The sequence below is a fragment of the Moritella sp. JT01 genome (assembly GCF_001574435.1).
Taxonomy (GTDB): Bacteria; Pseudomonadota; Gammaproteobacteria; order Enterobacterales; family Moritellaceae; genus Moritella.
In genome coordinates this window covers 166,720-192,016 of the sequence record NZ_LOCN01000001.1, presented here as the reverse complement: position 1 = coordinate 192,016, position 25,297 = coordinate 166,720, and the positions used below count along the sequence as shown (strand labels likewise).

The following is a 25,297-nucleotide window of genomic DNA, read 5'->3' as shown; positions in this document are numbered from 1 at the left end:
TAAATTACCTCGCTGCATTCAGAATGGTATCGAATATTTTTTGAGAAATACTCACCACTTGTGCGGATGCATTGTAAGCCTGTTCATAACGCACCATATTTGCAGCCTCTTCATCAAGATTAACTCCAGACACACTTTCAATCCAATTACGGCTTTGCACTAATTTCGCTTCATTTGCAGCTGAATCAACGCGTGCGGCACGGGTTTTATTACCAACCGTTGAGATCATGGTTGAAATACCCTCCGCAAACGTCATCTGGTTTTCACCATTGTTTTTATGATTTTTACGTAATTTGGCGTCATTTTCTAAGCCCGCTAGTTTTAAACCATTACTGTTATCTGCAATGGCATCGCGGTTGTAAGCTAACGTGAAAATTTCGCCTGGATTTGGTTTACCATCCATTTTAATTTCATAACCCACACCTGGGTTTAAAGGAGGAATAGCATTCGCAAATAAATCCTGTCCATTCAATGCGCCAGAACTGGTTGCCATATAACGACCATTACCATCATAAATATCAAAGTCACCGCTGTTATTCACTGAGATCTGTTGCGGTGCTGTTATATTTAAATCGTTATGTTTAAAAGAGAGGGTTGAATCTGATATTTCCGTAACGGAAATTCGGCTCATTGTCGTATTGGCCTGCCCTGTCTTTGCTCGTAAGATCGAGGCTAAAGCAATATCTTCTGGTTGCGAGCGGGTGACATCATAATCATTAAGATTAAACAATGTCGGACTCATTAAAAATTTATCTCCACTTTGAAAACCACCAGTTGCTGCAGAAAAATCGATTTCAAAACCATGGTCAGTGACTTCGATAGGACCAGGGTAAGCACCATTAATCGCCAGCGGATTCGCGCTGCGCTCACCATTTTTAATTTCATAAACATCGAAAGTCATCGAGCTGGTCATCGATACTTGATATTGGCTGGTTGTTAACGAACTCCCCTCGCCTGCGATTAGTTGAGTTGTGATCACATGCGCAGGATTAGAGTTACCTGAATAATGTTTTGCTTGTGTTGACGGAATTGTGTATATCTCTTTACCCATTTCGCCATTCAAGTCTAAGCCCATTTTGTTTTGAGTGTTCACTGCATCAGCAATACCAAGGCTTAATTGGCCTATCTCTCGTAACGATGAATTAATGGTTTTATCGCGGAATTCTATCAATGCGCCAATACGTCCACCAAGCTCAATATCTTGTAGCGGCATCGTATTTTTATTGATATTTAAGACCAGTTCTATATTGCTTGGATCTGGATCTCCACCAATAGCCTGAAATTGACTAATACTGTCTTGCATTACTAACGGTTGCCCGTTAAGCAAGTTAATTGAAATGCTTTTGTTGTCATTCACAATCGTTGATATGTCGAGTTCTTTTGCGAGCGCTTCGATCGTAACATCACGCTGATCAAGTAACGTGCCAGAAGCACCTCGTGAGGTATTTTCCGCAATCATCACCTGCTTATTAAACCCTTGAACTTCTTTAATTAAAGAGTTCAGTAACGCTGGTTTCTCTGTAAGTTCACTGTTTACTGTTTTTGCTTGATTATTTAACTGCTCACCAACATTACGGAAGCTGGCAGCCAATGTTTGCGCATCAGAAATAACCAACTGGCGATTAGAGATAGAGGTTGGATCATCGTTAGCAGTGTGAAAAGATTCAAATAGTTGCGATACACCAGCCGCCATATTATTTGAGTCATCAGATAATACTTGATCGGTACGCGTAATTTCAGCAAGAAACTTATCTTTATTACTAGAAGCGCTGGTATCAATTAATAACTCTGCTTGTGCAAATTTATTCACTTCTCGACCAGTGACGGATCGCGCAAGCCCCATGTTATCTGTTTGTGAGTTATGCTGGGTGCGCTGGCGACTATATCCATCCGTATTAACATTCGAAATGTTATTACCTGTGGTATTAAGCATTTGCTGGTGACCTAAAACACCAGACGTGCCTATTTGTAATAAATTTGCCATCAGATTACTGCTCCAACCATCAGATCATCACTCCAAAATAGATTATCTGTATTTCTTTATATTCAGTTATTACTTATTCAGTTACTCAACTAAGCACGGCTATTTAAATGCATCATGTTTCATGACGTTTTGTATTTTCGCTGCATAGTTAGGATCTGTTGCATAACCCGCGTTCTGTAAACCATTCAAGAACTGTGCCGAGTCTGCAGAATTGCGTAACGCCTCACTGTAACGATCGCCTGATTGCAAGAAATCAGCAAAATCATTAAAGCTAGACTGAAAATTTTGATAACTTCTAAATTGATGTTTTTCACGTTTAGCTACACCGTCGGTAAACTCTAAGGTATCCACACTTGCTGTCGGACCTTCCCAACGTTTATCTGCTTTGATATTGAATAAGTTGTGTGAGCTATCGCCTTGATTATCAGTCGATACCTTCTTACCCCAGCCTGTTTCTAACGCAGCTTGAGCAAGTAATACATCTGGAGAGACATTCAAGCGTTTTGCTACTGAGTCCGCAAAAGGCGTTAATGAAGCAACGAACTCTTCAGGGCTGTTGAATTGTATCTGGCGAGGCTTTTCTGCCGTTGATAATGTGGCATTCGCTTGTTTCCCATCAGCGATAGAACTCCCCTCCTTATCAATAGTAGGGACTACAGCTGCGTCTTTATCTTCTACCGACCCTTTGTCTACAGCCTTAGCGGCTTGCAGATTCTGCAGTGGGTTAGTATCCCCTTGCAATGACGAGGCTGGCATATAATTGCCGCCATTATTCGACAACTGCCTAACAATAACATCCGCTAACCCCATGCTGCCTGACTGACTCATATCCGCGGCCATCTGCTTATCTTGCATATCACGATAAAATTGGGTGTAGTTGTTATTCATTGGACTTTCAGTTTCAAATGCGGCATTCGCGTCACGCATGCTTTTCATCAGCATGTTGGTAAACAAAGACTCAAACTGCTTTGCGACTTCTTTCAATGCCGTTTCATCATTATTCAGCGCTCGCTTACGCAAAGAATCCAGATTATGTGTATCTAAGACGTTACTGCTTACATTTGTTTTAAATGAATTATCCATACCCAGCCCGTTACTATTTTCGATAATTATTATTTATCAGTCAGTTATTCGTATTAATTAATAATTGAAAGCTACTGCCATTTACCTGCCACTGTTAAAAACAATATAATCAATCACTTAAAGTAAATCATGTATTAATTTCAACCTTTATATATAACAATGCAATTCTTAAACCAACTCTGATAATAGAATGAAATAGATACAAAAAAGCGCTATAGCCAATCACTGGTTATAGCGCTCATAAAATAAATCATAGCGTGCTTAATTAGCTTCACGTCATTAAATGATAATTAGCTGCCCATCTAATGCACCCGCATCTTTAAGCGCTTCTAAAATTGACATTAAATCACCCGGCGCGATACCAACCTGATTGACAGCGCGGATCAAATCATCGAGTGTCGCCCCCGCATCAAGTTTAAACATACGTGCATCTTCTTGAGTCACATTAATGGTCGATTTATTAGTAACCACAGTTTCACCATTAGCGAAGGCGTTGGGTTGTGAGACTTCTTGAGTTTCATTAATGGTAACCGTTAATCCACCATGAGTGATTGCAGCGGGTTTTAGCCTGACGTTTTGGCCAATAACAATGGTGCCGGTACGTGAATTAACAATAATTTTTGCTGATTCGTCCGCCATTTTTAATTCAAGATTTTCTAATGTCGCTAAATAAGCAACACGTTGGGAAATATCACGAGGAGCAAGTACCCGTACTGACGTCGCGTCCATTGGATAAGCAGTATTAGGACCGACCAGATTATTAATTGAGTCTGCAAGACGTTTCGCGTTCGTAAAATCGCCACGATGTAAATTAAATGTGAGGTAATCACCATCGCCAAACGGATTCGCAACTTCCTTTTCAACAATAGCACCGCTACTGATACGGCCGACGGTAGGCGTATTAATAATCACCTTTGAACCATCTCTCCCTTCAACGCCAAGGCCACCGACAACAAGGCTACCTTGCGCTAACGCATACACTTGTCCATCAGCACCTTTTAGGAAGGTCTGCAATAATAAACCACCACGTAGACTTTTCGCTTCACCGATAGCTGCAACCGTTACATCAATCGTTTGACCTGGTTTCGTGAATGCGGGTAATATCGCACTTACCGCAACGGCCGCGACATTTTTAATTTTAACCTTCGCGCCTTCTGGCATGGTGATGCCAAAATTATTCAGCATGGTTTTAAAACTTTGCGCTGAAAACGCATTACTTTTTTCACCTGTGCCCGGTAAACCAACCACTAAGCCATAACCGATTAATTGGTTATCACGAACCCCTTGCACAGAACTTATATCTTTAATTCGCGCTGCATGTGCAGTACTGATCGTAACAACAAAAAAGCTTAACAAAGCAATGCTAATGCCAAATAAAACATGTTGTTGTCGTTTAATCCGAGTTGATAATTTCATCTAAATAACCTGTGCTATAAGAATTGTCATTATTTTGGTTTGTACTACTTACTGCCAAAATTATGACAACCGCTAAATAATGGGCGTTATAGAGCTAAAAGCAATTGTCATACCAAGATGCTATTTACACACTGACTCAGATTAGAAAGGCCATTTATTACCATTCAGGAATTTAGTTGCCCAACCTTGTACCTGCGCGTCCCCCAAATCATCAATTGCGCCATATTGAATACGCGCGTTCGCGATCAAAGATGAATTCACTTTATTATCTGCGTCTACATCTTGTGGACGTAATAAGCCAGTAAGACGAATATACTCACTCCCATTATTCAGCATGAGCCACTTCTCACCACGAATAACTAAGTTATTATTAGGTAACACACGCACGACGGTAACAGAGATATTACCTACTAAACTGTTACTCTGATCGGCAGAACCATTTCCAGAAAAAGAACTCTTTTGATTTAAACTACCTTCAATTGTATAACCGCCAATAACCACCTCTTCACCACCAAGCTTAATAGGGTCTAATTCAAACGAGTTATCTTTACCTAGGTTTGAGCTGGCTTTCTTTTTAGCACTGGTTGACTCTGTCAATATGACAGTAATGATGTCACCGACACGACGTGCTTTAATATCCGAGAAAATATTATTATTGTATTGTGGATTAAATAACGATCCCGTTACTTTCGCTTGTACTGGATTATCATCGGGTACAATCGGTGCATAATCAGGTGAGTCTTGCTGTGGCGTTTCGTTCACATCAGCAGGTTCTTCCGCATCTTCGGTTTTGGTCGCGTCTTCATTTTTAGAGACTGCATTTTCTTTTACTTTAATTAAAGATGCACAACCCGTTAGCTGGATAAAAACAAACAGAGCAAGGATAAAATTACGCATTATAATTCTCGATGTTATTAATTAATGTTTAACGGTTAGCCGTTAAATTATAGCTGTTGATTGGTGTAACTTAACATTTCATCAACCGCTGAGATTACTTTCGAATTCATCTCATATACACGTTGGCTTTCAATCAGGTTTACTAATTCTTCCGTCACGTTTACATTCGATGTTTCAATCGCACCTTGCACTAATTTACCCAGGCCTTCAGTACTTGGAAGACCTTGTACCGGATCACCACTCGCACCCGTTTGAATATACATGTTTTGTCCAATTGGCTGTAAACCACCAGGGTTAACAAAGTCTGAAATATTAATCTGGCCAACGGTTTGGTTGTTTGTCTGACCCGGTAAACTTACCGAGACTTCACCATCTTCCGAAACGGTAATAGTTTGTGCATCTGCAGGTATTTGGATCTGCGGCTGCAATGGATAACCCGAGCCTGGTGTCACGATAATCCCTTCATCATTTAAGGTGAATTGACCGTTACGGGTATATGACGTAGTGCCATCCGGCATTTCAATTTCGAAAAAACCACGGCCACTGACCATTAAATCCAGCGAGTTATCAGTCGTCAGCATATTGCCTTGAGAATGATCTTTTTGGGTCGCAACAACCCGCGCACCCGAACCAACCATTAACCCAGACGGTAATTTGGTATTTTGCGAAGATTGACCACCCGGCTGATTTATCGCTTGGTACAATAGATCTTCAAAGATAGCGCGTTCTTTCTTAAAACCAACCGTACTGGCATTGGCTAAGTTATTTGAAATCGTTGAGATATTCATTTGCTGTGCTTCTAAACCGGTTTTACTTATCCATAATGCAGGATTCATAACATTTCCTCGTCTAATTTATACTTTGTGTGGACTCATCAATGAACAATTAATTCACTCGTAATAGCGAATCTGATGCTTTGTCATTTTCTTCTGCTGTTTTCATCATTTTTATCTGCATTTCAAATTGACGTTGCAAATTAATCATTCCGGTGAGTTCACCAACAGCACTAACATTACTGGTTTCTAACGCGCCACCTGCTACTTGGACATTTAAATCGACGGCGGCTGGCATACCATCCGCTTGTCGAAACATACCATCATAGCCTTTAACTAAATTTCGAACATCAGGATTAACCAGCTTTAATTGGTCGACTTCTTCCAATGCATTTGCCGGAGCCCCCTGAGGACGAACCTCGATACGGCCATCGGCATGGATTTTTATTTGTTCAACGGGTACAGGGATCACGATAGGACCGTTTTCACCAAGTACAGAACGACCTGACGATGTCAATAACTCGCCAGTCGGACTCATGTGCAAACTGCCGCTACGGGTATAACTTTCCTTATTCTGATCATCCAGCACACTTAACCAACCATCACCTTGGATCGCCACATCGAGTGCATTACCCGTTTGTTGTAGTCCCCCAGCAGTAAAATCCTGCCCCGGACTTTCGGTAATAGCAAATACACGGGTTGGTAGGCCTTCACCAAAAGCTTGCATTGAACGCGCTTGTTCAAAATCAGCCTTAAAACCATGTGTATTCACATTGGCGATATTATTGGCACGAACAGCCAATGCATTCATATTTTCTTTGGCACCCGACATCGAGATATAAAGCATATTGTCCATTCGTCAATCCTCTGTCACTTTTCGTTGAAATCGTTAATTACCCGTCTAATATCAACAATAAGCAATTAAAGTGCCAAAATGAAAAAGCCACCCTAAATAGGATGGCTTTTTATCAAAAATGTATCTCTTTGGTAAATTATATGTCGAATAATTCCGCTTGCTCTATGGCTTACTCGCCCGTTACATTAACGGATCTGTAATACTGTATCTTGTAATTTAGAGTTAACTTCTAACGTTCTTGAATTGGCTTGGTAGTTACGTTGTGCCGTAATTAAGTTAACAAGCTCACTGGTCAAGTTTACATTTGATTGCTCTAGTGCTGATGAATTAATTTTACCAAAGGTACCTGAGTTGGCTTCGCCAGCAATCGCATTACCCGAAAGTTGTGATGCACGCCAGCCCGTATCACCCGTCTGGCTCAATCCTTGTTCATTGGCAAACTTCGCCATCGCAATCATACCCAACTTGTCATTACGACCATTACTGTAACTCGCCGCAACCATACCATCCGGGCCTATATCAATCCCCGTTAATCGACCCACAGTCGCCCCATCTTGCTCAAGCTTTGAAACTTCAAACGCAGACGCAAACTGAGTCGGGTTATTAATATTAAGTTTTATCGTCTGAGTAGTATCCGCACCATTGATTAAAATAGCACCGAGTGGCACGGTCTCTGCGATCGCAGGGAGTTGCTGTTGCAATAGCCCTGATGAATCAAACGTCATTCGCATGGCGGTCGGTTTTACTGGTGTTCCTGGAGCGGATGCAACAGCCTGACCACCAACAATATCAAGAGGTTGATCATCCACGTAGTTAAGTTCTAACCAAGAGTTTGATGGTGCACCCGCTGAGCCATCTTTTATATAATAAGTTGATAAGGTATGAGACTCACCTAACGAATCATAAATAGAGACAGACGTCGAAGAGGTATAGGTACCACTGTCTGCGGGATCAAATTTCAATGGGTCTAATCCTGGTGATGTCGCCGGTAAATTCATCGTCATATCAACATTGCTAGTTGACTCTGGCACACCTGCGGTATCAGGTATTTGTAGCGGTTTTGTTGACGCCATACTCACCGCTTTTGGTGAACCATCTTCATTAACATCATAAACTTGCAGATAATTACCCGCTGAATTAGTCACAAAACTATTTGCATCAAGCTTAAAGGCACCTGCACGCGTATAATTACGGTCCATAGACTCAAGTCCATCAGACATAACGAAGAAACCATTACCGTTAATCGCCAAATCAAGTGAGTTCTCGGTAAAGTTCAGGCTACCTTGTTGGAACTGCTGTGCAACATGGGCAGTTGCCACACCGTTACCAACAGACGTTTTTGCATTTGAGAAAATCGATGTTGCATAAACATCGCCAAACTCGGCGCGAGACTCTTTAAAACCCGTGGTATTAACGTTAGCAATGTTATTTGCCGTTGTATTAAGGTCTTTCTGAGCAGCATTAATCCCACTCAAGGCGATGTTAAATGACATAAGATTTCCTTATTCGATAAATTTAGTAAGTTTTAGCTGCAACTTCTGTTGCTTGGCTCAGAGGAAGACTACCCATACCTTTCAGATTTAGCATAATACCGTTACCAGTATTGCCAATATTGACACTTTCAACATGCTGAAAACTTGATATTTTGAGGTCTTGTGCATTGCCGTCTATCGAGGCCGATGCTTTTAAGCGGTAACTTCCTTCCGCCACTTTATTGCCATTCATGTCAGTACCATCCCAATCAAAGGCAATAGCACCGCTTTTTTGTTCACCCAAATCGATAACGTTAACGACTTCACCGACTTGATTGGCAATTTGCAAACGTAAATTAGGTGCACTCTGAGGCAAATCAATACGCCCAGATACATTTTCACCATCAGATAAAAATGCTGACGATGCCGGGGCTAATACCTTCGTCCCCACAAGACTAGAGGCTTGTAGCGCTTGGTTTGAGCTCATGATTGTAGTTAACTGATCAAACTTGTGACCCATATTAGTAATACCATCAGCAGTAGTGAATGACGCCATCTGCCCCACCATCTCTGAGTTTTCTACGGGTTTGAACGGGTCTTGATAAGCCAGCTCTTGTGTTAATAATGAGAAAAAGTCTTCTTGACCGAGTTTTTTGCGGGTAGTTTCTGCCGCTTGCTCTGCCGCATCCTTTTTGTCTGTTTTAAACTGACTGCTAAAGTCAGCTATGTTATTACTGTTATTAATTGTCGTCACAGCCCAATATCCTCTATTAACCTTGGCCTAACGTTAATGTCTTATTCAGCATTTGTTTAGCAGAATCAGCTATTTGCACGTTAGTCTGGTATGAACGAGATGCGCTAATCATGTTTGCCATCTCTTCCATTATGTTTACATTCGGACGATATACATAGCCATTTTCGTCAGCTAATGGATGATTTGGATTAAATTCATTAACTAATGGCGCATCACTTTCTACAATCCCTGCAACATTTACGCCAACAGCTTCATTTTGCGCAGCATTAGCTTGATCAAATTGAGCTTGGAAAATAGGATAACGTGCTTTATAGGTCTCACCGGCGCTACTACTCACACTATTCGCGTTAGCAAGGTTACTCGCGGTTGTATTTAAACGAACCGATTGTGCACTCATTGCCGAACCGGCAACGTCAAAGACTCGAAATAAACTCATAATTATTGCCCTTTAATTGCCTTACGCATAGTTTGAATTTTACTGCTCAAAAATGACAGTGATGCCTGGTATTCCATGCTATTTTGCATAAAACTCGCACGCTCAATTTGTACATCGACAGTATTACCGTCACCAGTATCGGGTTGATTCGGAATTCTATATTGAAGATCAGACGCCATACTTCTGCCGCCTGATATATGACGTTCGCTGGTTTTTAATAAATTAAAACTACTGCCCTGGGTCGCACTGGCAAGTGCATCCTTAAAGCTTAAATCTCTTGCTTTAAACCCCGGCGTGTCCGCATTGGCAATATTACTGGCTAATACCTCTGCACGACGCTCTCTTACGCCAACAGAATATTGGTGTATACCCAATGCATTATCAAAATTAATAGCCATGAACGCCTCCTATATATTTATATCGTAATCAATCGTATGATAATTACGATGATACAAATAATGGAAGCAACATATGTGCCAAAATAATAAGTAACAGTAAAGTTTTATTGAATCTACAGCGTGAATGGATAAAAGCAATTGAAATCAATAGCTTAAATTAAACCGTGAAATGTAGCGATACTTTGAAAATAAGCGTTGTAGATGAAAATAGTAAAGTGTATCTAAAAAATCAATTTTTTGACGGTGTATGGCGGTCGGTTACCGCCAATAAACGAACATCCATGTTCAAACAGTAACCGTCATAAAATAAGCTATTTTAACCTATATACGATCCCTGGATTACAACGGACCATTTCGAACTTATCCGTTAACCCAGTCAAGGATTCTGATGCACCTAAGAAGAGGTACCCACCCGGTTTTAATGATCCCGCAAATTGATTAAGGATCTGACTTTTAATCTTCGGGGAAAAGTAAATCAGTACATTACGACAAAAAATAATATCGAACTTACCGAGCAAAGCATAACTTTCCAATAAATTGATTTCACGAAATGTCGTTAACTGCTGCACGTCACGATTCACCTGCATTTTATCATCAGGTAGTGTCGTGAAAAACTGACGCTTACGTTCAGGAGACAAACCACGACCAAGCGCCAAGCGGTCATATACCCCTTTCTTACAGTGTTGAATCATTGTCGGTGATATATCCGTACCAATAATTTGCACATTAGGTTTAACTAAACGCTTGAGCCTTTCTTGCGTTTCAATCGCTGACATGGCAATCGAAAATGGTTCTTGTCCAGATGAAGAGGCGGCAGACCAGATCTTAATTGGCTGACCTTTATTAATAAATTCAGGTAAGATTTGTGCCTGTAAGTACTCAAACGGGTAAATATCACGAAACCACAACGTTTCATTAGTGGTCATCGCATCAATAACATCATTACGTAAATCACGCGCTAACATAGTCATCGATTTTTGTACTAGCTCAGTTAAACTGGTCATTTTATGCTTTGCCAATAGTGGCAATAAGCGACTTTTAACTAAATATTGTTTATTTTGCCCTAATACAATACCGCACTGAATTTCAAGAAATTCACTAAAACGGGTATAAACTTCATTTGACAATGTTTGCACTATTTTTTACTCAACTTTCTATATGAAAATACATTTATTCAACACAACGATGCCCCTAGCTAGGGTCAGCTGCTTTTAATGCTTTTAAAACCGCACCCGCAAGTTCATCGGGATTAAATTTTGCGATAAAATCGTTTGCGCCAACTTTAGTTACCATCGCCTGATTAAATACACCACTTAACGACGTATGTAAAATAATATATAAACCATTCAATGACTGATCATTTCTCACTTCGGCAGTAAGCGTATAACCATCCATTTCTGGCATCTCAATATCTGAAATCATCAATGCGATTTGGTCGGTAATTGGGCCATTGGCTGCCATTTCACGGAGTTTATTTAATCCGTCTCGGCCATCTTTAGCTAATACAATCTTAAAGCCAAGATCAGAAACCGCCTTTTTAATCTGATTACGTGCAACTCTTGAATCATCCACAACAAGAATCACTTTCTCTATTTCTGTCTTATTAATTTGTGTTGCCGTTTCAAGTATTTCTTCACTAATTTCCATTTTCACTGGCGCAACTTCATGCAGGATTTTCTCCACATCGAGGACTTCAACGAGTTCTTTATCTACTTCTGTCACCGCCGTTAAATAACTAAACCGGCCTGTACCTTTTGGCGGTGGTAAAATAGCTTCCCAATTAATGTTGATAATACGTTCAACACTCGAGACTAAAAAGCCCTGCACTGAACGGTTATATTCAGAAATAATGATAAATGCTTTACTTAAATCCTCAATTGGACGACCACCCGTGGCTAAGCTTAAATCAATCACAGAGATCGTTTTACCACGTATATGGGCAACGCCACGCACTACAGGATGAAGCTTTGGAAGAGTCGTTAATGGCGGGCATTGTAATACTTCTTTTACTTTAAATACATTGATACCAAAACGCTGACGCCCGTTTAAACGGAACATCAGTAATTCTAGACGGTTTTGTCCTACCAATTGTGTACGTTGATTAACCGTATCGAGTAATCCTGCCATTATTCATCCTCAGGTAAATGTCGCTTATTTTCAACATGGCTTAAATATTGCTTACCACTGTATTGTTCATTTATATTTGTTGTTTACAGTATAAAGCAGTCAAAAAATTGGCTCTTAAATCACTTTATACGTAATCGTTAATCTTATATCGGCTTAGAAACCTAAATGCTTAAATATATTTTTTCATTGTTGTTTTTCTATTGTTTCAGTTTAATGAGTTATTTACCACTTGCGAACGCAACAATAGACCAACATCAAGTTATTGAAGAGTTTGCGGAATCTTTTATCAAAGCGCAACTACCTAGCTCTCAGAATGAAAGAGTAAGTATAAAAGTAACAAAAATTGACCGCAGAATAGCAGTAACTCAGTGTGAAGGTAATATGTCTGCAGAGTTAGTTGGTAATAAAAGTTTACAACGCTCCGCGACGGTAAAAATAAGTTGCGATAATGCTGATAACTGGCAACTTTACGTACCGTTAAAGATTATTCGACTAGTACCTGTGATGGTTAGCAATCGACCTTTATCAAAAGGTAGCCGATTAACTAAAAACAATACTAAAATAGAATATATGAACCGTGTATTATTACGCTCGGGTTATATTTCAGATTTGGCTTTTGTTAATAGGGCACGCTTAAAAAGACCCCTCTCGACTGAACAAATGATCTCAACACGAGATATATGTCTTGTGTGTAAAGGCGAAAGCGTTACAATTACCAGTTCAGTGGGAAATCTAACCGTAAAAACTGATGGTGTAGCATTGGCTAACGGTATTTTGGATGAAAAAATCAAGGTGCGTAACAGTAAATCGAAACGAATTGTTTCGGGTGTTGTCCAAGCAGCAGGAACCATCCAAATAAACTATTAAATTTTGCTAAAGTTTTATTGTCATAAGTCGATAATCTTTTAGTACACCTGTTTACAATTCAATAGGTAGAAAAATGGCCATAAATTTAACCAATTTAAATAACCGTAGTCTCCAGCTAGATCAAGCAAGAAGTGCGCAGCAGAAAACCAGAGTTCAAAATGGTAATCCGACTCAAACTTCACCGCAACGTATAGCACAAGGCGACTCAGTTAACATTACATCACAAGCCAAAAGTTTGACCGCTATGGAACATGATTTAGCTCAAGGTACACCTGTTAACGAATCGAAAGTCGAGAGTTTGAAAAAGGCCATTGCTGATGGTAGCTATCACGTTGATGCGAATAAATTAGCAAAGAATATGTCTAACTTCGAATCTTTACTTGCATAACCGAGTACCGTAACAGACATGAAAATGCAAGAATTACCCGAATTACTCGTTTTACAAGTATCTTATGTAGAACAATTACTGGCTCTACTGACAGCTGAAAAATCAGCGTTAGAGTCACGCGACGTCACGGCACTAGAAAAACTCAGTCAAGATAAGCAACAAAAAATAACCCAAATTGCCGAACTTGATGTCCAAATAAACCAGCACCCTGATGCTGCTGAATTATTGTCTACCTATCTCTCTCAAAAACAACAAATTGAAACTGAACTTACTCAATGCCAAGAATTAAATGACGTTAATGGTAAACTGATTGAACTCAATCTGCGTAATGCCAAACGGCTAACCGATACGATCATCCGCAGTCGCTCACGTAATAATATTACCTATGATAAGTTAGGCCGTACTCGCGGATCATCTTCGACACTGGGGCTAACATTCAAATCCTGAGCCAGCGCCTTACTGAACCCTCTGATTTAATTCCCTTTACTGTCACATTTAAGTTAACAAACCGTCACATTAATCGCTAAACCACCTTTCGATGTCTCTTTGTATTTATTCTTCATATCATCACCTGTGGCTTTCATGGTTTTAATCACCTGATCAAGCGATACCTTGTGGTCTCCAGATCCCATACGCGCCATCCGTGACGCATTAATCGCTTTCACCGCACCAATCGCATTACGTTCGATGCAAGGAATCTGTACCAAGCCTGCCACCGGATCACAAGTCAGCCCCAAATTATGTTCCATGCCAATTTCAGCAGCGTGCTCGACTTGTTCAAGTGTCCCGCCCCTTATAGCCGTCAAGCCAGCTGCGGCCATAGAGCAAGCAACACCAACCTCGCCCTGACAACCCACTTCAGCACCAGAAATAGAGGCATTTTTCTTATATAAAGTACCAATTGCGGCGCAGGTTAATAGGTAGTTTTTTATTTTTTCTTCCGTTAACGGGCTAACGAACTGATCATAAAAATACATCACCGCAGGAATTATACCCGCAGCACCATTGGTCGGCGCCGTAACAACACGTCCACCAGCCGCATTTTCTTCATTAACAGCCATCGCATACATATTAACAAAGTCCATGCCGTGAAACGTATCATCTTTGGCATCTGGCGCTTGTAATCGCTGGTATAATCCAGGTGCACGACGGCGAACCTTTAAACCACCGGGTAAAATCCCTTCATTACGACAACCTCGATGAATACAATCAACCATGATGCTATGCAACTGTAATAGCTTTTTGTTGATGACATCATCGGGATTTAATTGGCGCTCATTTTCATACATAAGCTTGGCAATAGATAAGCCGTGTAATCGACAAATAGTGAGGAGTTCATCAGCACTATCAAATTTATATTTAGGCGGTGTTTGGGCATTCACTTCCAATGGCTGTTCGATGTGGTCATGGTCAAGAATAAAACCTCCGCCAATTGAATAATATGTCTTACTCAATACAATATTATCTTGGCTTAAAGCAGTTATCGTCATCCCATTACTGTGATAAGACAAAGTTTTACGCTGGTGCAGTATGATGTTTTCAGCACGCGTAAAAGGCACAAAGCCAATATCGTTCAGGTCAATGCCTTGTTGTTCCTCTATTTTCGTTAATATAGCGGGCACTAGCTCAGAATCGATCTTGTCTGGCTCATAACCTGCTAGCCCCAAAATAACAGCAATATCACTGCTATGACCAACACCTGTTTGTCCTAACGAACCAAAGAGTGCAGCGTTAATACCTAAAATAGGTTCACGATTATTGAGTGCTTTAAGCTGTTGTAAAAAGTCAAATGCAGCGCGCATAGGACCAACAGTATGTGAACTCGACGGCCCAATACCAATACTAAACATATCAAAGGTACTGATCATAAAATACTCCCTGATTAATGAATATGACTTACTGTAGGTATAGCACATGATTGTTTGTGCAATTTAATTACTATTTTGAACAAATATTACGACTATAATTAGTTATAAACCTACATATACTTTGCCTGTAAAATCGTCATTAGCACCACGTTTATGCTGTTTAAGCTGCTTTAACCATAATAAAGTCACAAAAACATATGGAACGATGCTAAACATAAGTAAAAAATGTAATAATAGTTCGACTTACTTCATATTTTTTACATAATTCACGTAATAAATATCCAGCAAGGTTTATAATGCCGCTATAGATTCGCATTAACCTTCATTACTTTATCATGCGCCCATTGCGGAGCTTGCCAGGGAAATATCATGAGTATGCTCGAAAAAATAATCCAAAATTTAGAAATATTCAGTAAGTCTGAAAAAAAGGTTGCTGATGTTATTCTAGAATCTCCGCAATCAGCTATTCATTCAAGTATTGCGACACTTGCCAAAGTTGCAGATGTAAGTGAACCGACAGTTAACCGTTTTTGCCGTCGTCTAGATACCAAAGGTTACCCTGATTTTAAATTGCATTTAGCGCAAAGCTTAGCCAACGGTACCCCATACGTAAACAGAAACGTAGAAGCAAACGATGGCCCAGAAGTTTATACTCAGAAGATCTTTGAAACCACAATCGCTCACTTAGACTTAGCAAAAAACAGCTTAGATCCAGAAATAATTAATAAAGCGGTTGATCTGCTTATTCAATCGAAACAAATTTCGTTTTTCGGCTTAGGTGCTTCGGCATCGGTTGCCCGTGACGCTGAAAATAAATTCTTCCGTTTCAACGTACCCGTCATTTGTTTTGATGACATTATGATGCAACGCATGAGTGTAATTAACAGTACTGAAGACTCGGTAGTGGTATTGTTCTCACATACAGGCCGTACTAAAAGTATGGTTGATGTGGCGAAACTCGCACGTGAAAATGATGCAATCGTGATTGGTATCACAGCTGAAAATTCTCCACTTGCAGAGTACTCGAATCTGGTTATTTCACTTGATGTAATGGAAGATACTGACGTTTATATGCCAATGGCATCACGTGTCGCGCAATTGGTACTGGTTGATGTACTGGCGACAGGCTTCACATTACGTCGCGGTGAAAAGTTCAGAGAGAACTTGAAGAAAGTAAAATCCGCAATCAAGGATTCACGCTTTAACAAAATAGATTAATCCAAAATGGCCGCTGATATGTGGCCATTTTTATTTCCCCTGTCACTTTTTACTTATTCTTGTCACCAAACGGTAATCAACCTTTTGCATACTAATACGATTGAAGATCACCTTTTGTCTGACAGTATTTAAATAGCATACTTTAAAATATCATCTCATTATTCATATGGAGTCATTATGTTACGTCGAACTAAAATTGTAACCACTTTAGGTCCAGCAACAGATCGCGATAATAATCTAGAAAAAATTATTCTTGCTGGTGCCAATATGGTACGTATGAACTTTTCTCACGGTAACGCGGAAGACCACATCAAGCGTGCCGAAGAGGTTCGTGCTATTGCTAAAAAACACAATAAACACGTGGCTATTTTAGGTGACTTACAAGGGCCTAAAATCCGTGTATCTAAATTTACAGACGGTAAGATCCAACTAAATTTAGGTGATAAATTCTGTTTAGACGCAACATTTGATAAAACAGCGGGTAACCAAGAACGCGTTAGTATCGATTATCCAGAACTAGCTAATGATGTTTTCGCGGGTGATGTACTGCTACTTGATGACGGTCGTGTACAGTTAAAAGTAACCGAGATTAAAGGTCAACAGATCCACACAGAAGTGACGGTAGCGGGTCCATTATCAAATAACAAAGGTATCAATAAGCAAGGTGGAGGGTTATCTGCCGAAGCGCTTACCGACAAAGATAAAGCAGATATTCTAACCGCAGCTAAAATTGACGTCGACTTTATTGCGGTTTCTTTCCCGCGTAACGGCAGTGATATCAATTATGCGCGTGAACTTGTTCGTGCTGCGGGCTCTAATGCGAAAATCTGTGCCAAAGTTGAGCGTGCAGAGACTGTAGCAACAAAAGAAAGCATGATAGATATCATTCTCGCATCTGACGCAATTATGGTTGCACGTGGCGATTTAGGCGTTGAAATTGGTGATGCAGCACTTGTGGGTGTACAAAAATCACTGATCCACTTATCACGTAAATATAACCGTGTCGTGATCACCGCAACACAAATGATGGAATCAATGATCACGAGCCCAATGCCAACGCGTGCAGAAGTGATGGACGTGGCAAATGCGGTTCTTGATGGTACAGATGCGGTCATGCTATCTGCAGAAACAGCGGCCGGTGACTTCCCTGTAGAAACAGTGAAAGCAATGGCAGAAGTATGTTTAGGTGCAGAAACACACCCAAGCATGAATGTCTCGAACCACCGTATCGAGTATACATTCGATTCAATTGAAGAAACCATTGCGATGTCGACGATGTATGCTGCGAATCACTTAAAAGGTGTAAAGGCTATTGTTGCATTGAGTGAGTCAGGTACTACGCCATTATTGATGTCACGTATTAGCTCTGGCTTACCGATCTTCTGCTTGTCTCCACATCAAAAAACATTGAATGCGACAGCCCTTTACCGTGGTGTAACCCCACTACAATTTAACACGGAAGGTTTATCTCAGGAACAAATCGTAGAAGGTACTTACGCGGTACTTAAAGAAACAGGTCAAGTGCAATCAGGTGATATTATCTTGTTCACATTAGGCGATAAAATGGATACCGTTGGTTCAACCAACACCAGTAAAATCCTAAAAGTAAAATAACTGTATTCCTGTACTCAATGAGTCCTGCACGAATAAAGGTTAAGCGTCATTTTATAACTATGCTTAACCTTGTAGAAATAATACAGACATAAAAAAACCGAGACTGATAGCAGTCTCGGTTTTTTTTATTTATTAAAAATCTAGCCCGTAAGCTAGATTTTTAATGAGTCGCTCAGTTAAAACTTAAGCTACTTTATCGTCTTTTATTACTTTTGAAATACCCGCAAACTCTTCAGGTGTGAATGAGTCAACGTTAATCGCAGCAAAACGTAGTTCATCAGCAGCAAGTAATTCGTCTGCTTCAACTTGTGTAATGATACCTTTTTCAACAGCAAGTGGCGCAGCAACTTTTGCAGCTAACTTACGTGGAATAGTACCTTTAGATGCAGCAATCGCGATTTTCTTCTCGATTGGCTCCACTTTATACATAGCTTGGAACGCAGATTCCATATCGAACATTGCCGTGTTTGCATCTTTCTCGTCACCAACATAACAAAGGTGTGTCAGACGGTCACGCGCTTCGCTTGGTTTAAGCAGTACTTTACAAATATCTTTTGCAATATCATCAGCAGGCATTTTGTAGCTGATGCCGAATGGGAATACCACCACTTTAAGTGTATTCGCAATGGCTTTGTTACCGAAGTTTTGGAAGAAACCAGAAAATGCTTTACCAATTTCAAACAAGTTACGTTCGATAGCCCAAGACAGCATAGGTAGATCTTCAGCTTGACGACCTTGCTCTTCAAAATGTTTCAACGTTGCAGACGCAAGGTACAAGTTACTTAGTACATCACCTAAACGTGCAGAAATCATTTCACGACGTTTCAAGTCACCACCAAGCACAAGCATAGATACGTCAGCACACAATGCTAATGCTTTACTCATGCGAGTAAGTTGTTTGTAGTATTTCTTCGTTGGACCCGATACTGGTGCAGAGTTTAACTGACCACCAGTCAGACCTTGACCTAATGCACCAAAGAAGTTTTTCGTACCAAAGGCAATATGCTTAAACAATAATTCGTCAAATTGCGCTAAACCTTCTTTTTCATTTGGATTTGCAGCCGCTTGTAATTCACCGAGTACATATGGGTGACAACGTGTTGCACCTTGACCGAAGATCATTAGGTTACGTGTAAGGATATTTGCACCCTCAACCGTAATCGCTACCGGAATACCCCAGTAAGCGCTGGCTAAATAGTTCTTAGGACCACACTGAATACCACTACCAGCTTGTATATCAAGTGCATCATCAATAACAGTACGCGCCATTTCAGTCATGTGGTATTTAGAGATTGCCGTAACAATCGCAGGACTTTGACCGAGATCTAGTGCACCTGTTGTAAATTTACGCGCAGCTTCAAGTTGGTAAGTTAGACCACCAATACGAGCCAGAGACTCTTGCACACCTTCAAATTTACCAATTGATAAACCAAACTGTTTACGTACATATGAGTAAGCACCCGTCATACGTGCAGTTAAATGACCACAAGCACTGCCTAGAGCGGGTAAAGAAATACCACGACCAGCAGATAGACATTCAACCAACATACGCCAGCCTTTACCAACCATTGGTGCGCCACCGATAACCCAATCCATAGGAATGAATACATCGTCACCATAAGTGGTACCATTCATGAATGCCAGACCCATTGGGAAGTGACGGTCGCCAATTTCAACACCTTCGTGTGACGTTGGGATTAATGCACAGGTAATGCCGATATCAACTTTGTCACCCAGTAGACCATCAGGATCTTGCAGTTTAAATGCCAGACCAAGTACAGTAGCAACAGGTGCTAACGTAATATAACGCTTACTCCACGATACGCGGATACCAAGCGTTTCTTTACCTTCAAATTCTTCTTTAACAACGCGACCCATATCTGGAATACCACCAGCATCAGAGCCCGCTTCAGGACCAGTCAGTGCGAAACATGGTACTTCAGTACCGTTTGCTAGACCTGGTAACCAACGATCTTTTTCTGCTTGTGTGCCGTAATGTGCAAGTAATTCGCCTGGACCTAATGAGTTAGGAACCATTACTGTTACAGCCGTAGATAAACTACGTGTAGCAATCGTTGTTACAATTGTTGAGTTAGCGTAAGCAGAGAATGCTTTACCGCCGTATTCTGTTGGAATGATAAGCGCAAAGAAACCGTTTGATTTAATGAAATCCCAAACTGGTTTTGGTAAATCACGATCTTCATGAACGATTTTATAATCATCCAGCATCGACATTAGTGTTTTAAGTTCGTTATCAATGAAGCTTTGCTCATCTTTCGTTAACTTAGGCGTTGGGTAGCTAAGCATTTTATTCCAATCAGGGCTACCTGCGAATAAATCACCATCCCACCACACACTACCAGATTCCATTGCTTCCTGCTCTGTTTGTGAAAGCGGTGGCAAGATGCTCTTAAACACTTTAAATAATGGTGCTGTGATATTTTTCTTTCTAAACTCACTCATTGCGCTCATAACGATTTCCTTTTGTTTCACTATTTTGATGCTGTATTTACAACTTTGGATCTGAATTCACAACATCCAAATAGCTAAATTGCATCTACATGCTTGTAGTTTCTGTTGAGGTATTCATTCCAGATGCCAAATAAGGGATCACTTTACGAATTAGTCCCTCGACATCAATATCTTGATTAAAATCTGCTTTCGCAATATCCATCAATGCGCCACTTGAGCCCATCGTAAATACTGCTGTACCCAAGGTAAAATGTAATCGCCAAAAGAGTTCTTGCGATGACAACGCTGGGTTCGCTTTCAATAAAGCCTTAGTTATGTTGGCTAAGACTTCACCGTAATGCGTTGTGGTGTACCAACGTAAATGCCCTTGCTCATCAGTATAGCTTCGACCAAGCAACTGCATAAAAATCACGGTACCATTTTTACTTTGTTGCTCTAACGCTAATAGCGGATCAACAAAACTGTTAAACACATCTAACAACGATGGTTTTTCAGCTTGTGCACATAAGGCGGTTAACTTCTCATTCAGTAGAGGCATGAAGAGTTCGAGATGTCGGGCGATAACCGCCTGAATCAATTCTTTCTTAGAACCAAAATGATAATTAACCGATGCCAAATTCACACTTGCTCGTGTAGTTATCAAGCGTAAAGAAGTATCTGAAAACCCATGTTCAGCGAACAAGCTTTCGGCTGCATCGAGAATGCGAGTTTTTGTATCCAACTTACTAACCATAATTAACCCTTTTTAAACGAACGTTTTAAAATTACGTTCTGACGGACAAAATGTCAACACAATGTAAACAAATGTTTGAAACAAATGTTTTGAACTTGCCCTAGTTCGCATTTTTCTACGTATATAAAATAAAAAGCACCCATTAGTAGGTATCCACAGCTAAGGTTTTAAAGATAAACACGAGCGCCGATATTTATCTTCAATTCCTTAAAAATAGCACAGTTAAAATGAATAAAGCGGCAACCTAGGTTGCCGCTTTATTCATTTTCAAACAGTTTTTTAAAACACTAATGCGTTATTTTCGCGTTATTCATTCAGTTTTATTTTCCAGATAGCTGGACCTTCGACATGTGCAGATACACCATTAGTATCCACTGCAACTGTCATTGGCATATCAACAACATCAAATTCGTAAATCGCTTCCATACCTAAGTCTTCAAACGCGACAACACGTGACTTCTTAATCGCTTTTGATACTAGATACGCAGCGCCACCAACGGCCATCAGATAAACGGCTTTATGCTTCTTGATACTTTCAACGGTTGCAGGACCACGTTCTGATTTACCGATCATGCCTAATAAACCCGTCTGTTCTAACATAGTATCGGTAAACTTATCCATACGTGTTGCAGTTGTTGGACCAGCAGGACCGACGACTTCATCACCCACAGCGTCAACCGGACCAACGTAATAGATAAAGCGGTTAGTAAAGTCTACGCCTTCTGGCAAGCCTTCACCTCTGTCTAACATGTCTTTAATACGTTTATGCGCCGCATCACGACCTGTTAAGATCTTACCTGATAATAAAACCGTTTCGCCGGTTTTCCATTCGAGTACTGACTCAGGTTTGATGTCATTAACATTAACACGACGAACGCTATCGCTTACTTCCCAAGTCACTTCAGGCCAATCTTCTAATCTTGGTACATGCAATTCTGCAGGACCTGAACCATCAAGGATAAAGTGAGTATGACGTGTCGCTGCACAGTTCGGGATCATAACGACAGGTTTTGATGCTGCATGAGTTGGGCAAGATTTAATTTTAATATCCAATACCGTTGCCATTCCGCCTAAACCTTGCGCGCCAATACCGAGTTTATTGACACGGTCAAAAATGTCTAAACGCATTTTTTCATCCGTTGTTTCCGCACCACGCGCCATCAACTCGTGGATATCAACCGGTTCCATTAATGATTCTTTGGCCATGATTGCCGCTTTTTCAGCAGTGCCACCAATGCCTATACCTAACATACCCGGTGGACACCAACCTGCGCCCATTGTAGGAACTGTTTTCTCAACCCATTCAGCAACGTCATCAGACGGGTTTAACATCACCATCTTACTTTTGTTTTCAGAACCGCCGCCTTTCGCTGCGATCATCACTTCAACTTTCGCGCCAGGTACCATTTCGACATGCACGACGCCAGGGGTATTATCTTTGGTATTTTTACGTGCGCCAGCGGGATCAGCGACAATTGAAGCACGGAGTGGGTTACCTTCAAATCCATAACCACGACGAATCCCTTCATCAACCATTTCTTGCACTGTTTGATCCGTTTCCCACTGCACATTCATGCCGATTTTAACGAAACAAGTCACAATACCAGTATCTTGACAGATTGGACGCTTACCTTCCGCAGACATACGTGAATTAATGAGGATTTGTGCAATCGCATCTTTAGCGGCTTGGCTTTTTTCTGCGTTGTAGGCTTTTTCCATTGCTTGGATAAAATCAAGCGGATGGTAATATGAAATGTATTGTAGCGAATCTGCAATACTGTCGATAAAGTCCGCTTTACGGATAACTGTACTCATGGTCAACTCCCTTTTGCTTACTCACTGTGCTAACTAATTATTATATTTATCATGTTCAAGGCAATAGAACGGCCTCAAAATAGTTAACGTTAAGGTATTTACTTCTAAATTTTTCTCTATCATACCTTTGCTGATCACTTCTCTCCACTAAAAACTGTGCTTAATCTATACGAAATAACAACAGCAGCACAACTTGATAGCAACACCGAATTCATTTTATATCGCCTTAGAGCCAAGATTAATCAGACGATTTATGATAATCTGCGCGCATCAAAATTGAGGGATATGCTGTACCGATGAAAACACTTGTAATAAAATCAATCGCCTTTCCTAGCAATGGCATTCACTCACTTTTTTCCCCGCTAAGTGCTGCCCCTTGGTCAATTTTACTCGAGTCAGGTTCTGTTGATCACATTGATAGTCGCTTCCACATTATTGTGGCGGATCCGATTGCAACCCTCGTCACAGAAGAGACCCAAACAACCATTAATCAGGCCAGTGGTAAAACCGTCACCACCGAAGATTCATTTTCAGTATTACAAACCCTTAACCAACAACTTATTGGCGACATAGCACCGCATACGCTGGATGTTGATTTACCTTTCATTGCCGGTGCGCTGGGTTATTTGGGTTATGACTTAGGACGAAATATTGAAAAAATTGGCAACCTTGCCAAGGACGATCTGAACTTCCCAGATATGGCGGTTGGTTTATATGATTGGGCGATTGTCGTTGATATTAAGCAGCAACAAGCATGGCAAATACAATTTAGTGACAATGCCGAACAAGCTTGGCAAGATCGTTATGATTGGTTAGTACAGCAAGGTGTAGGCAGACAATTATCAGACAAAAAAACTGCAACAACATTTGAATTGAAAAACAGCTGGATTTCTAATATGTCAGAACAGACATACCTCCAAAAATTTGATCAAATCCAGCAATATCTACGCTCGGGTGATTGTTATCAAATTAATTTAGCCCAACGCTTTAACAATCAATATCAAGGCGATGAATGGCAAGCCTACTGCACTTTAAGTCAGCATAATAAAGCGCCCTTCTCTGCATTTATGCGCCTCGAAGATAAAGCGATATTATCTATTTCGCCAGAGCGTTTTATTCAAGTTAAAGATACGCAGATTGAGACAAAGCCGATTAAAGGTACCCGTCCACGCAGTCAAGATCCGAGCATTGATCGTGCGAATGCACAGGCATTGCAAAGTGCAGAGAAAGACCGAGCTGAAAATTTAATGATTGTCGACTTACTGCGTAATGATATTGGTAAAATTGCAGTACCAGGTTCGGTCCGTGTTCCTAAATTATTTGATGTCGAGAGTTTTCCCGCAGTCCATCATTTAGTAAGCACGGTCATCGGTCAGATGCCAGCAGACAAAAAACCAAGTGAATTATTACGAGCGTGTTTCCCTGGCGGCTCAATCACTGGTGCGCCAAAAATAAGAGCAATGCAAATTATTGAAGAATTAGAACCCCATCGTCGTTCATTGTATTGCGGTAGCATCGGTTATTTATCGGCACACGGGCATATGGATACCAGTATTACTATCCGCACTCTATTATGTGATAGCGGTGAGATATATTGCTGGGCTGGCGGTGGTATTGTCGCAGACTCGGTAGGCGAAGAGGAATATCAAGAAACATTCGATAAATTAGCAAAAATATTACCTATTCTTTAGCTGATTAATGGTAACGCATTGAAAAACAAGTAAATCATTGTTTTTCAATGTTTATTCTATTCCCCTCGCTATGCATATAGTTACATTTAATTGCACAAAGTCACCTGTTGACCGCCATTTAATCGCCGTTATCCAGACTGTGAAAATGTTTAATACAAACGCAGTGCAGGGGTAGAAAGTATTTCATTAACGTCTTCTATCTTATATTTGGACAAAAATGGCTTAAAGTTATTGTACTAGCCTAGTCAATACACATTATATTTTGTAGAGGTAATGAAGAAATCAAGCGGTTCTATTTATCCCCACTAACCATAAAATTCGTTATTCGCAGTGGTAATGTTGGAGCAGTAAATCAAGGCAAGTTAATCTTGGGATTAAAGATATCAACAATGTGACATTTCTAAATAAATAACCGATGTGACATTTTAAACTTGC

The 25,297-nt window shown here is 40.5% G+C and carries 22 protein-coding genes; 6 read left to right on the top strand and 16 right to left on the bottom strand.

Annotated features, from left to right (window positions below; translation table 11 throughout):
• Positions 1 to 4 precede the first annotated feature (4 nt).
• From AKG98_RS00815 to AKG98_RS00760, 12 genes are all read right to left on the bottom strand, one after another.
• Positions 5 to 1,984: a flagellar basal body rod C-terminal domain-containing protein gene (locus AKG98_RS00815; RefSeq protein ID WP_067039921.1), complete on the bottom strand. Its 1,980-nt coding sequence runs from the start codon at positions 1,982 to 1,984 to the stop codon at positions 5 to 7.
• A 99-nt stretch (positions 1,985 to 2,083) separates the two neighbouring features.
• Positions 2,084 to 3,067: a flagellar assembly peptidoglycan hydrolase FlgJ gene (flgJ, locus tag AKG98_RS00810; protein WP_067039918.1), complete on the bottom strand. Its 984-nt coding sequence runs from the start codon at positions 3,065 to 3,067 to the stop codon at positions 2,084 to 2,086.
• Positions 3,068 to 3,346: 279 nt separating this feature from the next.
• On the bottom strand, positions 3,347 to 4,483 hold the full coding sequence (locus AKG98_RS00805; protein ID WP_067039915.1) for a flagellar basal body P-ring protein FlgI: 1,137 nt from the start codon (positions 4,481 to 4,483) through the stop codon (positions 3,347 to 3,349).
• Between the two features lie 141 nt (positions 4,484 to 4,624).
• Positions 4,625 to 5,380: a flagellar basal body L-ring protein FlgH gene (locus AKG98_RS00800; protein ID WP_067039911.1), complete on the bottom strand. Its 756-nt coding sequence runs from the start codon at positions 5,378 to 5,380 to the stop codon at positions 4,625 to 4,627.
• Between the two features lie 47 nt (positions 5,381 to 5,427).
• Complete coding sequence (flgG, locus tag AKG98_RS00795) at positions 5,428 to 6,216, bottom strand: flagellar basal-body rod protein FlgG (protein ID WP_067039908.1); 789 nt, start codon at positions 6,214 to 6,216, stop codon at positions 5,428 to 5,430.
• 49 nt (positions 6,217 to 6,265) lie between these two features.
• On the bottom strand, positions 6,266 to 7,009 hold the full coding sequence (flgF, locus tag AKG98_RS00790; protein WP_067039904.1) for a flagellar basal-body rod protein FlgF: 744 nt from the start codon (positions 7,007 to 7,009) through the stop codon (positions 6,266 to 6,268).
• Between the two features lie 185 nt (positions 7,010 to 7,194).
• Entirely contained in the window at positions 7,195 to 8,502 is a 1,308-nt protein-coding gene (gene flgE / locus AKG98_RS00785; RefSeq protein WP_067039901.1) for a flagellar hook protein FlgE, read from the bottom strand.
• A gap of 22 nt (positions 8,503 to 8,524) precedes the next feature.
• Positions 8,525 to 9,235, bottom strand: a complete 711-nt coding sequence (locus AKG98_RS00780; protein ID WP_067039898.1) for a flagellar hook assembly protein FlgD — start codon at positions 9,233 to 9,235, stop codon at positions 8,525 to 8,527.
• A gap of 16 nt (positions 9,236 to 9,251) precedes the next feature.
• On the bottom strand, positions 9,252 to 9,671 hold the full coding sequence (gene flgC, locus AKG98_RS00775; RefSeq protein ID WP_067039895.1) for a flagellar basal body rod protein FlgC: 420 nt from the start codon (positions 9,669 to 9,671) through the stop codon (positions 9,252 to 9,254).
• A gap of 2 nt (positions 9,672 to 9,673) precedes the next feature.
• Positions 9,674 to 10,069, bottom strand: coding sequence for a flagellar basal body rod protein FlgB (flgB, locus tag AKG98_RS00770; protein WP_067039891.1), 396 nt, complete (start codon positions 10,067 to 10,069; stop codon positions 9,674 to 9,676).
• A 311-nt stretch (positions 10,070 to 10,380) separates the two neighbouring features.
• Entirely contained in the window at positions 10,381 to 11,205 is an 825-nt protein-coding gene (locus tag AKG98_RS00765) for a protein-glutamate O-methyltransferase CheR (RefSeq protein ID WP_067039889.1), read from the bottom strand.
• 55 nt (positions 11,206 to 11,260) lie between these two features.
• Positions 11,261 to 12,196 (bottom strand): chemotaxis protein CheV, encoded by a 936-nt coding sequence (locus AKG98_RS00760; protein ID WP_067039886.1) that lies wholly within the window; start codon positions 12,194 to 12,196, stop codon positions 11,261 to 11,263.
• Positions 12,197 to 12,361: 165 nt separating this feature from the next.
• Here AKG98_RS00760 and flgA point away from each other — a divergent pair, with 165 nt between their 5' ends.
• From flgA to AKG98_RS00745, 3 genes are all read left to right on the top strand, one after another.
• Positions 12,362 to 13,063: a flagellar basal body P-ring formation chaperone FlgA gene (gene flgA / locus AKG98_RS00755; protein WP_067039883.1), complete on the top strand. Its 702-nt coding sequence runs from the start codon at positions 12,362 to 12,364 to the stop codon at positions 13,061 to 13,063.
• A gap of 73 nt (positions 13,064 to 13,136) precedes the next feature.
• Positions 13,137 to 13,451 carry a flagellar biosynthesis anti-sigma factor FlgM gene (gene flgM / locus AKG98_RS00750; RefSeq protein ID WP_067039882.1) on the top strand — a complete coding sequence of 105 codons (315 nt, stop codon included), beginning with the start codon at positions 13,137 to 13,139 and terminating at the stop codon, positions 13,449 to 13,451.
• 24 nt (positions 13,452 to 13,475) lie between these two features.
• Positions 13,476 to 13,898, top strand: coding sequence for a flagella synthesis protein FlgN (locus AKG98_RS00745; protein WP_228140170.1), 423 nt, complete (start codon positions 13,476 to 13,478; stop codon positions 13,896 to 13,898).
• 53 nt (positions 13,899 to 13,951) lie between these two features.
• Here the strand turns inward: AKG98_RS00745 and AKG98_RS00740 are convergent, their stop codons facing one another.
• Positions 13,952 to 15,319, bottom strand: a complete 1,368-nt coding sequence (locus AKG98_RS00740) for an L-serine ammonia-lyase (protein WP_067039876.1) — start codon at positions 15,317 to 15,319, stop codon at positions 13,952 to 13,954.
• 369 nt (positions 15,320 to 15,688) lie between these two features.
• On the opposite strand from AKG98_RS00740, the gene AKG98_RS00735 reads away from it, so the two are divergent.
• Together AKG98_RS00735 and pyk are read left to right on the top strand one after the other, a co-directional pair.
• Entirely contained in the window at positions 15,689 to 16,537 is an 849-nt protein-coding gene (locus AKG98_RS00735; protein WP_067039873.1) for a MurR/RpiR family transcriptional regulator, read from the top strand.
• 177 nt (positions 16,538 to 16,714) lie between these two features.
• Complete coding sequence (gene pyk, locus AKG98_RS00730; protein WP_067039870.1) at positions 16,715 to 18,151, top strand: pyruvate kinase; 1,437 nt, start codon at positions 16,715 to 16,717, stop codon at positions 18,149 to 18,151.
• 183 nt (positions 18,152 to 18,334) lie between these two features.
• On the opposite strand, the gene AKG98_RS00725 is transcribed toward pyk, so the two are convergent.
• From AKG98_RS00725 to AKG98_RS00715, 3 genes are all read right to left on the bottom strand, one after another.
• On the bottom strand, positions 18,335 to 20,623 hold the full coding sequence (locus AKG98_RS00725; RefSeq protein ID WP_067039868.1) for an acyl-CoA dehydrogenase: 2,289 nt from the start codon (positions 20,621 to 20,623) through the stop codon (positions 18,335 to 18,337).
• 85 nt (positions 20,624 to 20,708) lie between these two features.
• Positions 20,709 to 21,356, bottom strand: a complete 648-nt coding sequence (locus AKG98_RS00720; protein ID WP_067039865.1) for a TetR/AcrR family transcriptional regulator — start codon at positions 21,354 to 21,356, stop codon at positions 20,709 to 20,711.
• A 306-nt stretch (positions 21,357 to 21,662) separates the two neighbouring features.
• Positions 21,663 to 23,171, bottom strand: coding sequence for a fumarate hydratase (locus AKG98_RS00715; protein WP_067039862.1), 1,509 nt, complete (start codon positions 23,169 to 23,171; stop codon positions 21,663 to 21,665).
• Positions 23,172 to 23,467: 296 nt separating this feature from the next.
• Between AKG98_RS00715 and pabB the strand changes: the two genes are divergently transcribed.
• Positions 23,468 to 24,862: an aminodeoxychorismate synthase component I gene (pabB, locus tag AKG98_RS00710; RefSeq protein ID WP_067039859.1), complete on the top strand. Its 1,395-nt coding sequence runs from the start codon at positions 23,468 to 23,470 to the stop codon at positions 24,860 to 24,862.
• The last annotated feature ends 435 nt before the right edge of the window (positions 24,863 to 25,297 follow it).

Coding starts and splice junctions, on each gene's coding strand:
- flgF (WP_067039904.1), bottom strand. CDS start 7,009: ATGGACAATATGCTTTATATCTCGATGTCGGGTGCCAAAGAAAATATG.
- flgC (WP_067039895.1), bottom strand. CDS start 9,671: ATGAGTTTATTTCGAGTCTTTGACGTTGCCGGTTCGGCAATGAGTGCA.
- AKG98_RS00800 (WP_067039911.1), bottom strand. CDS start 5,380: ATGCGTAATTTTATCCTTGCTCTGTTTGTTTTTATCCAGCTAACGGGT.
- pyk (WP_067039870.1), top strand. CDS start 16,715: ATGTTACGTCGAACTAAAATTGTAACCACTTTAGGTCCAGCAACAGAT.
- AKG98_RS00815 (WP_067039921.1), bottom strand. CDS start 1,984: ATGGCAAATTTATTACAAATAGGCACGTCTGGTGTTTTAGGTCACCAG.
- AKG98_RS00760 (WP_067039886.1), bottom strand. CDS start 12,196: ATGGCAGGATTACTCGATACGGTTAATCAACGTACACAATTGGTAGGA.
- pabB (WP_067039859.1), top strand. CDS start 23,468: ATGAAAACACTTGTAATAAAATCAATCGCCTTTCCTAGCAATGGCATT.
- AKG98_RS00715 (WP_067039862.1), bottom strand. CDS start 23,171: ATGAGTACAGTTATCCGTAAAGCGGACTTTATCGACAGTATTGCAGAT.
- flgM (WP_067039882.1), top strand. CDS start 13,137: ATGGCCATAAATTTAACCAATTTAAATAACCGTAGTCTCCAGCTAGAT.
- flgE (WP_067039901.1), bottom strand. CDS start 8,502: ATGTCATTTAACATCGCCTTGAGTGGGATTAATGCTGCTCAGAAAGAC.
- flgG (WP_067039908.1), bottom strand. CDS start 6,216: ATGAATCCTGCATTATGGATAAGTAAAACCGGTTTAGAAGCACAGCAA.
- flgJ (WP_067039918.1), bottom strand. CDS start 3,067: ATGGATAATTCATTTAAAACAAATGTAAGCAGTAACGTCTTAGATACA.
- flgA (WP_067039883.1), top strand. CDS start 12,362: ATGCTTAAATATATTTTTTCATTGTTGTTTTTCTATTGTTTCAGTTTA.
- AKG98_RS00745 (WP_228140170.1), top strand. CDS start 13,476: ATGCAAGAATTACCCGAATTACTCGTTTTACAAGTATCTTATGTAGAA.
- AKG98_RS00805 (WP_067039915.1), bottom strand. CDS start 4,483: ATGAAATTATCAACTCGGATTAAACGACAACAACATGTTTTATTTGGC.
- AKG98_RS00725 (WP_067039868.1), bottom strand. CDS start 20,623: ATGAGCGCAATGAGTGAGTTTAGAAAGAAAAATATCACAGCACCATTA.
- AKG98_RS00735 (WP_067039873.1), top strand. CDS start 15,689: ATGAGTATGCTCGAAAAAATAATCCAAAATTTAGAAATATTCAGTAAG.
- AKG98_RS00740 (WP_067039876.1), bottom strand. CDS start 15,319: ATGATCAGTACCTTTGATATGTTTAGTATTGGTATTGGGCCGTCGAGT.
- flgB (WP_067039891.1), bottom strand. CDS start 10,069: ATGGCTATTAATTTTGATAATGCATTGGGTATACACCAATATTCTGTT.
- AKG98_RS00720 (WP_067039865.1), bottom strand. CDS start 21,356: ATGGTTAGTAAGTTGGATACAAAAACTCGCATTCTCGATGCAGCCGAA.